Genomic DNA, 13,145 nt, shown 5'->3' with positions numbered 1-13,145 from the left:
CAGAATCGAGTGGAGGCTACCGGCCGTGGAGGGCCTCGAACGCCTCAAATAGAACATGCCGGTCAAACTTGCCCTGATACACGGGCAGGGGAGTGCGGTCGATGCCGAGCAGACGATAGACCGCCGTCTGCGCCGAGCGAATCGAGTACTCGACGGTGAAGACGACGTCATCTGGCAACTCACAAAACTGGCCGCTAAACGCGAGATTCACAGATCCTTTCGGCAGCACGTCCGGCCGATCGCCTCTTTCGCGCGGCAGGAATTGACTGGTGATGAATGGCATGAAGCACGGAATGCACACGGCATGATCGAGGAGTTGAGACGCTTTTTCTGCTGGCGTGGTTTCAGCGCGCAGATGCCCGAGGATCTCGGTCATGATTTCTCGACCGGTGCAGGCGATCATCGGTTTCTTCACGAAGTCGCCGGGCAGGTCGACATACAGGCCGTATCCCCAGAACACCTGGATGTCGTCGGGCTGACCTATGAAGTGCGGTTGATGCGGCAAGACAATCGACAGGAGCCAACTGGAGTCCGCGAAGGTGATGAGTCCGCCTTCTCCCGGTACATTGCCGGTGAAATTCCTGACCAGATTGAAAAAAGCCGGGTCATTCAATGTAGTCGTGAAGGATAGCCACTTGGATTCGTGGACATGGTTAGCGAACACGGCAGGGCGGCCGAAAGCGGGGCGGTCCTGGGCGATCTTGTTCCAAAGGGCCCAGGCGCCGCTGCAGGGTTCGTCGATCTGGACCGCCGCCCGGTCCATGCCACCGAGCGAGGAGCTTTCGGTCATTGAACCCAGCGTGATTATGGCGAAGTCATCCGGTCCGAGCGAGATGGATTCGCTGCGTCCCTCGCGCTCCCAGGTGATACCCGCCACGCGCGTCTGGCCTTCGTTCTCGATGAGCGTGAGATCTGTGACGCGTGTACCGAGCTGGATATGTACGCCCCGCTCGTCGAGCCATCGTCTAAGTGGGCGGACCATCGAGTCGTACTGGTTGTAGACCGTCCGCATGATCCCGTGCAGTTCGTTGAAACCCGACACCATGTGGATGAACCGCAGCAAATAACGCTTGAATTCGACAGCGCTATGCCACGGGTGGAATGCAAAGGTCGTACACCACATGAGCCAGAAGTTCGTCTTGAAGAAGTCCGGCCCGAAATGGTCCGCTATGCGACTGCGCCCGAGCATGTGTTCTGGTTCGATCGCGAGGCGTTCAAGCTTAAGAATGTGCTTTTCATCGAGACCGAATGCGGGTTTGTCAAGCCGGCGACCATTGCGCACCAAGCGGGATTTCGATGAAGTCTTCATCGTTTCATTCCAGTCGAAAATCTCCTGCGTGACGGTCGTGCTGTCGTCGAGCGTGGGAATCGACGAGAAGAGGTCGAATGTGCACACGTATTTGCTTTCGAGCATGCGGCCACCGCGCAGCACATAGCCGTCTTGTGGCGAACCCGCGGCATCAAGGCTGCCGCCTTCTACGCCGAGCGCTTCTATGATCGTTATATTACGGCCTGGAATATCGACATCACGAATCAGGAACGCAGCTGCTGCAAGCGATGCGATTCCCCCGCCGACCAGATAAAACTTGCTGTCGTCGGCGGCCACTCCGTTTGGATTGCTATGTGCACGTCGCATGGTGGACATCCCTCGTTGAACTCGCGTCGATCAGCGCCGTACGTCCGCGCCGTACGGAAAACGAAACCCAAGATACAGCCCTTGCTCCTTGCCCGATTGACGCAGATCAAGGGGCGAGGCCTTTAAGGCGCAGTGGCGACGTCGCGGAGCGGCCGAGACGGTTGCGGGATCACACAAAACTGCGTCCGCGGATGGTGACGGTGCGCCGCCGCATTTAATGTTGTTTCTCGGAATCGTATGCAGGGCTCAGTGTCATTTCGACACAGCGCGCGGCCTGCAAAGGCAGGTGCGTAAGCGTGTGTTACAGCTCTGGATCAGGATGCGATGTTCATAGCGCCATCGTTTGAGATCCAGCATGAGATTGGCCCGATTCGAACGCCACGCGAGACGCTCGTGATCAAAGTGTATGTGTTGCCTGCCTGCCACGGTGGTTGATGCAGATCGACGACGTGAGGGCGGTTGCGCTCGGAACACGCTGATTGACATAGATCAACGGCAAGGCTGGGCCCACGCTTAAATTGATATTGAGCATACGGTGAGAATGGCGCGGCGTTCAACAATAAGAGAGGACTTGATCATTGCAACGGATTTCAACAGGCCCCTCAGATGGGCCGCGAATCCCTATTTCGCACCGCGGCTGATGACTGCCTACGAGACCTGGCTGCAGGAAGCCAGTGCGCTCGAGACACGGCGTGTCGAACGCGATCTCGATGTGCTTCGGCGGGGTTGCGAAGCCATCGCGGATGCAAAAGACTGGAGCGAATTTATTTTGGACTCGCAGGCAATCGCGCGCGGGTATCTGAAGGCGACCAAAGGTCTTTTGGAGGAAGGGATTGGCATCACGATGCGCAACCAGAAGGCAGTGAGCAAAGCCTTCTCGGACGTGTTCAAGAGCTGGCAATCGACGTGGACCGGTGAATTTCAGAAAGCAACGGCAACGAATCCTGCTGCAATGCCGTTGTGGTTCAAGACGCAGTCGCCGGCGATCGCGAAGCTCTCGACCTGATCGTTGATGCAGGTCAACGGACCAGCGGCTCGCCAGAAAGTCGATCCGCCGTATCAGGTCAAGGTGAAACTTCCTGGCGTCGACAAGAAGGATATCGGCGATGAAGATCGATGGCAATGTGGTCTCGATCAGCGCGAAGGCGGAGCGCGACAAGAAGCATCGGTTTTCGGACACTCAAAGTTTTCGCAAGCGAGGGTGAGGTCGTACTTGACTGCTTGCGCAAGGACATGGTGTGGATCGACCTGGAGCTCTCGGAGACGATTCATTTGTAGGTCGGTGGCGTTGTCCGCTGCGGTGACACCGTTTGGAGATTTGCAATGTCAAAACCAAGAGTCCTCGTTGTCTACTACTCGCGCTCCGGCGTGACCGCCCGAGTGGCGCGATCGCTCGCAGCCCGGCTCGGTGCAGATGTCGAGGAGATCGTTGATCGTAGTGACCGCTCGGGTCCGTCAGGGTTTGTCCGGTCGCTTATCGATGCATTACTCGAGCGGCCGGCCAAAATCAACGCGGTTAAACACGCTCCATCCGCCTACGAATTGGTGGTGATCGCCACACCGGTCTGGGCGCATCGCTTGGCTGCACCCATGAACGCCTGGCTCAAGGCGTACGGGGCAGCCCTGCACAGCAGCGCGTTTCTTTGCACGCTGGGCGGCAGGGGAGCCGAACTGGCACTTGAGCAAATGGTCCAAATTTGCGGCCGGCGGCCCGTTGCGCACTGCAAGATTGATAGCCACGATGTCAAGCGCGGTATCGATCCGCTTCTACTCGATGTATTCGCCGAGGAGCTTACTCGCAAGCTTGAGCACATCCATGCGCTGGAATGGATGTATTGATGAGATTCGAACCACAGGATAAGTACCGGTCATGGAACTTCAAACAGAAAATCTGGATACTGTCACCGCTTTCAAGCGGATATTGCTATGCGTTGATCCGACGGTTGCTTCTGCTCGTGCTGCCGCCTTCGTTCCTAATCTGGCGAACAAAGAGACACACGTTCGCATCGTCGGCGTATTAGAGAACGCGCGTGCCGTGATACCGTTCGGGCCGCTCGCGGCGTTTCACTTAAGTGCGGCACATGCGCAGTTGCTCGCTGCAGTTGAGAGTGCGTGCGCCGTGGCGAAGGAGATGTTCACGTCTAGCGGCGCCGTCGTCGAGATTCAGATTCTCGACCTTGTAACGCATGGCGGTGAGGTCGTGCATGAGTTGACCAAGTGCGCGCAAGACTGGAAGGCGGACTTGCTGGTCATGGGTTCGCGCCAGCACCAGGGGCTGCTGCATTGGATAGAGGGACCGCTGTCGGAACCGCTGATGAAGTTTGCCGAGTGTGCGATCTTCGTGATCCCCGAGCGCTGCGACTTCGTGTGGCGTGGAGGGCCACAGCGAATCTTGTTTGCGGCCGACGGCAGTTCAGCGTCGCAAGAGGCCCTGCGTACCGTGGCACGACTTGCCAACGCGCGAACGGATCTTCGCGCTGTTCATGTCTTGGACCTCGCGGCGCTCCTGACCGATTTCGTACCGCACACTCTGCTGCAAGACGCGTTGGTTGAACAAGGCGACACCGCGCTTGCCAGCGCGAGCGAGCTCTTCGAGGGGCTCACGGACGCAGGGGGCCCCCGGCTAGACACTGCGCTGCTCAGGACCGATGAAGCCAATGACGACGTTGCACATGCGATTGTGAGAGAGGCCGCGCGATGGCACGCCGATCTTCTGGTGATGGGCACGCACGGCCGACGCGGTGTGGTGCGTTGCCTGCTCGGAAGCGTTGCCAACAGGGTCGTGGCGGTCGCCCGGACACCGCTGTTACTGGTTCGGGAGAAAGACATTCCGTAAGTGGCGGCGAGAAGAGCGCAGTCCCTGAGCTTGGATCAACATGAACGCAGGACGGCAATATCGAGGATCTGTCGACGATAGAGAGAAAACCTCTCTGTCGCAACGAGGCTATCGATGGCAGAACTATAGCTGTCGACTGGGCAGGAGACCCGGTCATCGCAACGCTGAATAATCGATTGAGTTACAGCTCGCTACTTCCTGAGGGGGGAGATCTAAATGACAAGTACTGCCAGTGCTGAGTGGGCGACGCCGCATGACGAGAGCAGTACGATTGATGGATTTGCATCGGAGCGCACAATCTCTCTGTCCTCGCCGCATCGTTTGGGTGGTCGTCCGCTCATGCAGTTGCTCGCGTGGCAACGTTCGTCCGAGAGTTTTGAAAGTGCCGCTCTTACCCACGAGCGGCTCAGTAATCTGTTGTGGGCGGCCAATGGCGTGATTCATCAACGGAACGAACCCGCCTGGGCAACAGCTGGCACGAACGCCCGCAACGTCAATCTATACGCGATTCTCCGCGGTGGTGCGTATCGCCACGATCCATTGAATCATTGTCTGGACTTCGTTTCTGGTGGATGTGCAAACGCAGTTGAAGCGATCGAACACGCTCCTCTGAAGCTTGTCTGCGTTGCGGACAACACGCACATGGGAGACATCCCCGCTCGAGAACAAGACCTGTCCCTAGGGTTGACCGCCGGCGCGATTGCACAGAATGTGCGTTTATTTTGCGCATCTGAAGGTTTGTCAGTTTCGTCGCACGATGCCAAAGAGCAGTGGACGTTGCTTTCCGAGCAACTACAACTTGGCTCCGGTCTGTTCCCCATTATTTGGCAAGTGATCGGCGGCTAAGGGACGCCGCGAGCCGTCCACCCTCGTACCTTGGAGGTGCGGACATGAAACAACGACCAATTCGATCGCATACGTCACTGCGGAGCCGATCGGTCAATGTCGCAACACCGACCATGCGCCAGATCCGAAAAGGACCTTTGAAGGCGTCCTGTGTTGCATTGATCTACATCAACTACTTCAGGTAGTGAGAGTTTAGCCTTGACTGTAAGGTTATATACGAATGTCAAAAAAAACGACCACGAAAAGCCCAAAATGACTTTGCAGTTCCCACATGTCCGCCGACCAGGAAATCAAACCGCACTTGTCGCGACCCTTAACGGAATGACCGACAAGCTAGACGATGGTCACTCCCTAGACCGTTCCCCGCGCCTACTATAACTGACGATCATGCTTTGCCAACGCCTCCGCCGCGCAGCCGTCTTGCACCCGCCGACGTTCCAGTCCACGAGCCGCTCGGATGGTCTATTGTTACTGCAGATGGCACGCTGTTGTTCGAAGCCGGTACTACCGTAACGAGCCTCGCGGCGCACACATTCCTGTTTGAGAACTTCGAACCGCACAAGCTTGAACAGGTGAGTCGAGATGACGCGAGTGATTCGACGGAGACGGATCATGCACGGGGCGGAGTGCTGGGGAGCGAGACAGCAGGGCATCTCACACTCAACGATATCGGCCTGAAAATCGGTGCGCGACTAGGTTTGCGCGGGGCGCCGGGAGCCGCCATGTATTCGAGTCGCGTGATCGGTTTTTCCACGCCGGGACCCCACCGTGCCGCCGCGGTGTTCATCACGCAACCCTTGATGACAGGTCATGCGCCGCTGGCTTTGACAAGCGGCGAGAATGTCGAGCTTATCGCACTGACAACGCGATCAGTGTTCCAGTTTGCCTGCACCGTCGATGCCGTATGCTGCGATCCGTTTCCCTATCTCGTATTGTCGGAGCCAGGAACCATTCGCCGATTGCGGGCCCGAAAATTCGTGCGCGTGTCCGCGCGGCTGCCAGCCCGTTTTTCCCCCGCGGGCAGCGAGGAGCGCATCCCTCAACTTGGCTTGATTCGCGACATTAGTCCCTTTGGCCTGTCGCTAGCCGTCGCTGAGCCGCACGCCAAGCTAACCGACCGGCTCCACTTGTCATTTCGTTTCAACACGGACGGTACAGACGTCAACATCGACTGCCCCGCGATTGTACGGCACGTACAGGAGGTTGACGCACAGGGTGTCAACGGCGCCTATGGATTGGAGTTTGAGAAGCTCGAACCGTCCCAGCGGATTGCATTAAAGTCGTTCATGGCCGAACAGATTTGACATCAAAACCGCGTGTGGGAACCAGAAAATTCAAGTGGAAGTAAGAAAGTCATGGCGCATCTGCGGCCCATACCTCATCGATTGTGCTTGAGAGTCGGGAACAACCCGGCCCCTTTTAAGAGATGGGGCGGCGACGAGCTGGTCGACGCAGTGTCTTTGAGGGTGACCTGATTCACCGGACAGAGCTCTATACCGCGAAGCCTCGGCGATCCAGGTGGCTTGATCTGTTATCGTCGGAACGTGAAGAGGATTGTGTGAAGTCACACGGTCTGCGGGTTAGCGAAGTAATGACCTTAGATGTTATTTCGGGTGACGAGGCGACTCATGTAGACGGTTGCTAACCTACTGGAGGTTCTGGGCTCATCGGGCGCCTGTTGGGACCGCTTCTATTGGACACGGTGCGCACAACGCAAATAAAGAGTGACTTGCGTACCTTCCCCGGGCACGCTGGTGATCAAGCAATCGCCACCCATTTGTCGACCGAACCGGCAAACCATGCGAAGCCCGGGTCGGGTGCCTTTACCCCGAGGCTTGGTCGTGAAGAAAGGATCTGTCGATCTCGCCAGAACCTCTGGGGACATGCCTGCCCCGGTATCCGTAATTGCGACTATTGCGTGAATACGGCGGCTCTGATGTGCAAATAGCGGGGGCTCGTGGTCGGCATGCTCCGCTTGATGGACCGTCACTCTCCCAGAGACGTGGGTCTCGCCGCCTCAGTCATGCTCCTTCTGCAATGACGCTTGATTCAAGTCAACCGGGGCTGGCGCGAAGCACCGATGATGAGTTCCGTACATTTGCAAGCCAAGCGATGTTGGATGCGAATAATTGATGGTAGAACATGTCAGTCGGGTGGGGAGTATCTGTAACGCTCGCTTCGGCTAGACGCGCGTCGCCAACGCTTGTCGAAGCATATCGTCACCAGTAGAAGTCCGACGGACGCGACGAGCTTGAGTCGGCAGCCCTGAACGCTCGCGGGTCAACACGTCGGTAGAGGTCCTGCCGTCGCAGCGCTGCCCCAACGTCAATGGAAACCAAGATGAAAAAGCATCGGGTTATGGTCGCTTTTTTTGTTTCTCTGCTAGTCAGCGCATGTGGAGAAAACATCGCCCCACCTAGTGACGCTGACGTGAAAGTGGGGCTCGCGGATGTGCTCGATCAGTACACGCATCGCGTCGATAGCTCACGAGAATTGATCCACATGGTACGCGTGACGGGAGCGCGCCAGAAGTTCGACCTTGCATCCGTCGAAGCCGCTTGTTCTGAGGCATCGCAGGCGGCCGCTAGGGATATCTCGAACGACAAGGTTGCCTTCGAAAAAGAGGAGGTGGCGCAAAGACATTTGGCCGATTTGCTCTCCGGCCTCCTGGTCAGCCTTGACGAAAATCGGCGAATTCGGATCGATCCAGAATATGGACTTCTCAAGTCGAAGCTATCGAATGGGGAAAAGCAAATCAGCCGCGCGCGCGAACGCTATAACAGCGCGGCTCGGTCTTACAATGAAAAACTTCATTCATTGACACGCAGCCGCGATACGGGGGTTATGCACTACGTTGACAAACCGCTATTCGCCATGGCCGAAAGGACTGTGCATGCGCCGCGCCAAGATTTTGGCGCGCTGCGCGGCTCATTGCGAGTCTGATGCTCAACTACGTGATGACCTGCATAGCAGAAGCGCCTGTAACCTCGCGAGTGTTGAGTCAGTGCAGCGCGAGTACGCCTCGAGTGCCCAAAACCGCGAATAGCCACGTCTCAGTGTAAGCGTGACCGCAGTACCGTGTAGACCGCTGAGTTGGAGGTCGGGAAGATCCTTGTTTTGTGGACACCATTAGATCGTGTCCACGATAACCCGATCACGGACACGATCTCTCCAATGACTATCCATACTCATCTTGATTCTGACGCTCGTCGGCGGCCGCCGCGAAAGACCTATTCAGCCGCATTTAAACGTCGTGTGGTCGAACAAACGCTACAGCCAGGGACCTCCGTTTCGCTCGTCGCTCGTGAGCACGGCATAAATGCCAATGTGATTTTCGGATGGCGCAAACAATATCGTAATCGGATGCATCGCGTCGACGTGGGCGCTCCGCCTGCCGCGGCCCTGTTGCCTGTCAGTATCATCGATCCCACGGCAGTGGCGTCTGATGACGCGGTGCCAGTGACAACGCCGTCCTGCCAGGTCGAGGTCGAAATCGGCAAGCGCCGCGTGCGGATTTGCGGACTGACGGCTGCTGTGGCGATGCAGTTTCTGCGTGACTACCTTTGATGATGGGACTGCCGGCGGGCACACGCATCTGGATTGCCGCGGGCGTAACGGATATGCGCTGCGGTTTCGACGGGCTGGCTGCTAAAGCACAGTCGGCGTTGGATGAAAATCCATTCTCGGGTCATGTATTCGTGTTTCGCGGCAAACGCGGGAACGTTGTCAAAATCCTCTGGGCCACGGGCGATGGACTATGCCTACTCGCGAAGCGTCTTGAAAGTAGCGGGCGCTTTGTCTGGCCGCAGGCTGAGAGCGGCAAGGTTCATCTGACGCAAGCCCAATTGTCGATGCTGCTCGAAGGCATTGACTGGAAGCAGCCCCGGCGGACGTCACCATTGATGTCGGCGTTGTAAACGAGCCGGAACCTGCGTAAACTGCGCGCATGCTAAATGCCAGCTCTGAGATGACTGACTTGCCTGACGACATCGCCATCTTGAAGGCGATGGTGTCGGCACGCGATCTGGCGCTGGTCGAGCGTGACGGCGTGGTCCAGCAACAGCTCGAGTCTATCGCACAGATGCAGCGTACGCTGCAGGCCCGCGCGTTGGAGATCGAGCGGTTGAAGCTGCAGATCGCCAAACTGAAGCGGATGCAGTTTGGCAGGAGTTCAGAGAAACTAGACCGAGAGATCGAACGCCTGGAAACGCGGCTTGAAGAGCTGGAGGCGACCGATGGTGAGGCCGAAGTTACTGCAGAACTGGAGCAGAAGAAGGTGAAGCCGCGCAAACCTTCGACACGTCGAGCGTTGCCCGCTCATCTGCCCCGCGAAGATCATATTTACGAACCTGTCGAAGTCGTCTGTCCGGAGTGCGCAGGCGAGCTTAAGCCGCTGGGCGAGGACGTTGCCGAGCAACTGACGATCATCAAGGCAGCCTTCAAGGTCATTCGTCACATCCGGCGCAAGAAGGCCTGTGTGCGATGCGACTGCATCGTTCAGGCACCGGCACCGAGCCGGCCGATCGAGCGCGGCATTGCCAGCGCGGCGCTGCTGGCCCACGTGATCGTTTCAAAATTCTGCGATCATCTGCCGCTGTACCGGCAGTGCGAGATCTGGGCTCGGGAAGGCATCGACTATGACCGTTCGGTGATGGCCCGGCAGATTGGCCTGTGTTGTGCTCTTATGCGACCGTTAGATGATGCGCTGTACCGGTATGTGGTGGCGCCGGGCAAGGTGCATGCGGACGACACGACGATCCCGGTACTGTCGCCGGGCAACAAAAAGACCAAAACGGGGCGTCTGTGGGTCTATGTGCGCGATGATCGCCGTTCAGGTTCGAAGGCATCCCCCGCGGTCTGGTTTGCATACACGCCAGATCGACAGGGGCAACATCCTCAAGCCCATCTGGCCGACTTTACCGGTGTGTTGCAAGCGGATGCGTTCGCGGGCTACGACGCCCTTTACAAGGGGGGGGAGGTCCATGAAGCAGCTTGTATGGCTCACGCTAGAAGAAAAATTCACGATTTGCATGTGAAGTGCAAGACCGTGAGGACCACTGAAGCGTTGCGCCGCATTGGCGAACTGTACGCGATTGAAGCGAAAATTCGCGGACATGCGGGCGAAGAACGCAAGCGGGTCCGTCAGGAAAAGGCTCGCCCGCTGCTGAACAGCCTCGAGACGTGGCTACGCGCCTGGCGGGCAACACTCTCCGCCCAGACCGAAACGGCCAAGGCGATCAACTACTTCATGAATCATTGGCCGGCCCTGACGTATTACTGCGACGATGGCATCGCCGAGATTGACAACAATATCGCCGAGAATGCTCTACGGGGATGCTGCCTTGGACGGAAAAATTTCCTCTTCGTTGGCGCAGATAGCGGCGGTGAACGAGCGGCTGCCATGTATTCGTTGATTGGCACCTGCAAACTCAACGGTATCGATCCGGAAGCATATCTGGGCTACGTACTGGCCCATATCGCCGACCACCCCATCAATAGAATCGAGGAGCTGCTGCCATGGCACGTCGCCGACAAACTTCAGACGACGAACTCGCCCGCGCCCTCAGTGAGCTGAGTGAGTTAGCGAGCAAGGTTCCGACGACACTCGCGTCGCTGGCCGCCTTCGTCGCGGACGGCGGCTCCTTCTCCGTCGACTCGGTACCCTCATTCGGCACCGTGGCCGCGGCTCACATGAAAGAGAGCACGATCGCCATGCTTCGCCAGCACCCCGGCGAATCCATGCTAGAGCTGCTAGATCGATTGGAGTTCGCGATCATCGAGGCCATCGCTACCGGCTATGTCGTCGATGAAGTTAATGCCCCGCCAACAAAAAAATCTCGTCGAAAATAGTTTCGTCAAGAACGGTACTTCGGTCACGCTTACGTCTCAGTTGTCTCAATACATTCCGCACTGGATGCGGTTGCGCTCCGTGCACATGGCTCTCGCTTACTCCTGCAGTCACGTCAGCTTCCTGATTCGCCACAACAAAATACCTGCCTCGTGCTCGGTCGGTCCATCGGTGATCGAAATGTCACTACTGGCTGATGTGCTGCCATCGCGACCCTTGCGACCCATGGCAGCTTCGGGAGTGGAATACGTTGCACAGACATCAAACCATTTGAGGAAACGGCAGAGAAGGCCGAGAGCGAGTGTGCGTCTCAATATCCATCGCTATCGAATTTTCGCCGGTCTCTCCTTTGATTTGGGTCAACGTACGCCAGGTCCTGCCGCGTAGGCTGAGGTTGCCTTCTCGACGATGCAGGAAAGCGGTCCGGGTTTGGATTTCACTGGGCCATGTCGTCGTCAGAGGCGTGTTAGTGGCAGTTGTCCGAAGAACAGGAAGGTCTAATGCGTACCCTATGTCTAACGTTACTTGCTTTCATCGTGCTATCCGTCTCCGGATGCGGCTACAACGCCATACAGACTCAGGATGAGCAGGTGAAGGCAAGCTGGTCGGAGGTACTCAACCAGTACCAGCGTCGGGCCGACCTGGTTCCGAATCTCGTGAACACCGTGAAGGGCTACGCGAGTCAGGAACGAGAAGTGTTCATCAGCGTGACCAAGGCGCGAGCCCGAGTCGGTTCCCTGCAGGCGACTCCGGAGGTCCTGAACGACCCGCAGGCATTCGCGAAATTCGAATCGGCCCAGGCGCAGTTGTCGTCTTCACTATCGCGACTGCTCGTTGTGTCCGAGAACTACCCGCAGTTGAAGTCCGATGCCAACTTTCGTGACCTGCAGGCGCAGCTTGAAGGAACCGAAAACCGCATAGCCGTGGCGCGCAACCGCTATATAAAGGCAGTGCAAGGCTACAACACGACCGTGCGGTCATTTCCGTCCAATCTCACCGCGAGCATGTTCGGCTACAAGGAGAAACCAAATTTCTCGGTGTCGAACGAGGCAGAGATCGCGCGTCCTCCACTAGTTGATTTCAGCACAGCGCCCACGCCGGCCAGCGGAGCAGCCAATTGAACATCCTGACGTCCGCAAGCATGCTGCTGCTCGCCGTCCTCGCATTCTCGCCGTGCGTTGCGAGTGCGGAGGTGGCGATTCCGCCACTGACGACACACGTCACCGATGAGACGATCACGCTCACCAGCGAACAGCGTTTGGCGCTAGAGCAGACATTGCAGGCGTTTGAGGCCAAAAAGGGGAGCCAGATATCCGTCCTCATTGTGCCCACCACCCGGCCGGAAACCATTGAACAGTATTCGCTGCGCGTCGTTGATCAATGGAAGCTGGGACGCGGGCGTATCGACGATGGCGTGTTGCTGATCATCGCGAAGGACGACCGGACGCTGCGCATTGAAGTTGGCTACGGCCTCGAGGGGGCGCTCACCGATGCAACGAGCAGCCGTATCATCAACGAGACGATCGTTCCGAGATTTAAGCAGGGCGACTTTTACGGTGGTGTTGCGGCCGGCCTTGACCGCATCATGAGCGTCATTAATGGCGAACCTCTCCCGCGACCAGACCGACATGTAGGTGGCGCGTCCGAGCAACTCGCGCGCTATTTGCCCATTCTGTTCGTGCTCACCCTGGTCGCGGGCGGGGTGTGTCGGACGCTACTAGGACGGTTGCCTGGCTCTGTAGTGACTGGCGGTGCCGTCGCGGCGCTCGCGTGGATGTTATCGGGCGCGCTGCTCATCGCAGTAGTCGCGGGCGCGATCGCCTTCGCTTTCACGTTACTCGGCAGCGGTCTCGGCGCCTACGCAGGGGGGCGTGCTGTCGGCGGCCCGTCGGGCACATTCGGCAGGGGCGCCGGCCGCACAATCTTCCGGGGCGGTGGCGGCGGATTTGGCGGCGGTGGCGCATCGGGCAGGTGGTAGC

The 13,145-nt window shown here is 57.9% G+C and carries 14 protein-coding genes; 12 read left to right on the top strand and 2 right to left on the bottom strand.

The annotated features are described in order from the left end of the window. Positions 1 to 16: 16 nt before the first annotated feature. A complete protein-coding gene (locus tag ACSQ83_RS15475; RefSeq protein ID WP_436228753.1) occupies positions 17 to 1,636 on the bottom strand; it encodes an oleate hydratase in 1,620 nt (539 codons plus the stop codon). A gap of 640 nt (positions 1,637 to 2,276) precedes the next feature. Between ACSQ83_RS15475 and ACSQ83_RS15470 the strand changes: the two genes are divergently transcribed. From ACSQ83_RS15470 to ACSQ83_RS15450, 5 genes are all read left to right on the top strand, one after another. Next, positions 2,277 to 2,642: a hypothetical protein gene (locus tag ACSQ83_RS15470; protein WP_436228752.1), complete on the top strand. Its 366-nt coding sequence runs from the start codon at positions 2,277 to 2,279 to the stop codon at positions 2,640 to 2,642. 317 nt (positions 2,643 to 2,959) lie between these two features. Further along, positions 2,960 to 3,475, top strand: coding sequence for a flavodoxin family protein (locus ACSQ83_RS15465; RefSeq protein WP_436228751.1), 516 nt, complete (start codon positions 2,960 to 2,962; stop codon positions 3,473 to 3,475). Between the two features lie 31 nt (positions 3,476 to 3,506). Then, on the top strand, positions 3,507 to 4,472 hold the full coding sequence (locus ACSQ83_RS15460; RefSeq protein ID WP_436228750.1) for a universal stress protein: 966 nt from the start codon (positions 3,507 to 3,509) through the stop codon (positions 4,470 to 4,472). Positions 4,473 to 4,688: 216 nt separating this feature from the next. Then, positions 4,689 to 5,318: a nitroreductase family protein gene (locus ACSQ83_RS15455; RefSeq protein ID WP_436228749.1), complete on the top strand. Its 630-nt coding sequence runs from the start codon at positions 4,689 to 4,691 to the stop codon at positions 5,316 to 5,318. A 392-nt stretch (positions 5,319 to 5,710) separates the two neighbouring features. Beyond that, positions 5,711 to 6,622: a flagellar brake protein gene (locus tag ACSQ83_RS15450; RefSeq protein ID WP_436228748.1), complete on the top strand. Its 912-nt coding sequence runs from the start codon at positions 5,711 to 5,713 to the stop codon at positions 6,620 to 6,622. Positions 6,623 to 7,008: 386 nt separating this feature from the next. Here the strand turns inward: ACSQ83_RS15450 and ACSQ83_RS15445 are convergent, their stop codons facing one another. Beyond that, positions 7,009 to 7,308, bottom strand: coding sequence for an ATP-binding protein (locus ACSQ83_RS15445; RefSeq protein ID WP_436228747.1), 300 nt, complete (start codon positions 7,306 to 7,308; stop codon positions 7,009 to 7,011). Positions 7,309 to 7,646: 338 nt separating this feature from the next. Between ACSQ83_RS15445 and ACSQ83_RS15440 the strand changes: the two genes are divergently transcribed. The 7 genes from ACSQ83_RS15440 (at position 7,647) to ACSQ83_RS15410 (ending at position 13,144) form a co-directional block, all read left to right on the top strand. Further along, positions 7,647 to 8,261, top strand: a complete 615-nt coding sequence (locus ACSQ83_RS15440; protein WP_436228746.1) for a LemA family protein — start codon at positions 7,647 to 7,649, stop codon at positions 8,259 to 8,261. A 231-nt stretch (positions 8,262 to 8,492) separates the two neighbouring features. Further along, a complete protein-coding gene (gene tnpA / locus ACSQ83_RS15435; protein ID WP_122174674.1) occupies positions 8,493 to 8,885 on the top strand; it encodes an IS66-like element accessory protein TnpA in 393 nt (130 codons plus the stop codon). Next, positions 8,885 to 9,235: an IS66 family insertion sequence element accessory protein TnpB gene (tnpB, locus tag ACSQ83_RS15430; protein ID WP_122174673.1), complete on the top strand. Its 351-nt coding sequence runs from the start codon at positions 8,885 to 8,887 to the stop codon at positions 9,233 to 9,235. Before tnpA ends, tnpB begins: the two co-directional genes overlap by 1 nt. Before the next feature lie 50 nt (positions 9,236 to 9,285). Then, positions 9,286 to 10,893 carry an IS66 family transposase gene (gene tnpC / locus ACSQ83_RS15425; protein ID WP_436228745.1) on the top strand — a complete coding sequence of 536 codons (1,608 nt, stop codon included), beginning with the start codon at positions 9,286 to 9,288 and terminating at the stop codon, positions 10,891 to 10,893. Further along, positions 10,836 to 11,168 (top strand): hypothetical protein, encoded by a 333-nt coding sequence (locus ACSQ83_RS15420; protein WP_436181446.1) that lies wholly within the window; start codon positions 10,836 to 10,838, stop codon positions 11,166 to 11,168. Before tnpC ends, ACSQ83_RS15420 begins: the two co-directional genes overlap by 58 nt. 498 nt (positions 11,169 to 11,666) lie before the next feature. Beyond that, positions 11,667 to 12,287, top strand: a complete 621-nt coding sequence (locus tag ACSQ83_RS15415) for a LemA family protein (protein ID WP_436186518.1) — start codon at positions 11,667 to 11,669, stop codon at positions 12,285 to 12,287. After that, complete coding sequence (locus ACSQ83_RS15410; RefSeq protein ID WP_436228744.1) at positions 12,284 to 13,144, top strand: TPM domain-containing protein; 861 nt, start codon at positions 12,284 to 12,286, stop codon at positions 13,142 to 13,144. The genes ACSQ83_RS15415 and ACSQ83_RS15410 overlap by 4 nt, the downstream gene beginning before the upstream one ends. The last annotated feature ends 1 nt before the right edge of the window (position 13,145 follow it).

The sequence above is a fragment of the Caballeronia sp. LjRoot29 genome (assembly GCF_964252755.1).
Taxonomy (GTDB): Bacteria; Pseudomonadota; Gammaproteobacteria; order Burkholderiales; family Burkholderiaceae; genus Caballeronia.
The sequence above is the reverse complement of the archived record's forward strand: the minus strand, read 5'-3'. Positions and strand labels throughout refer to the sequence as shown.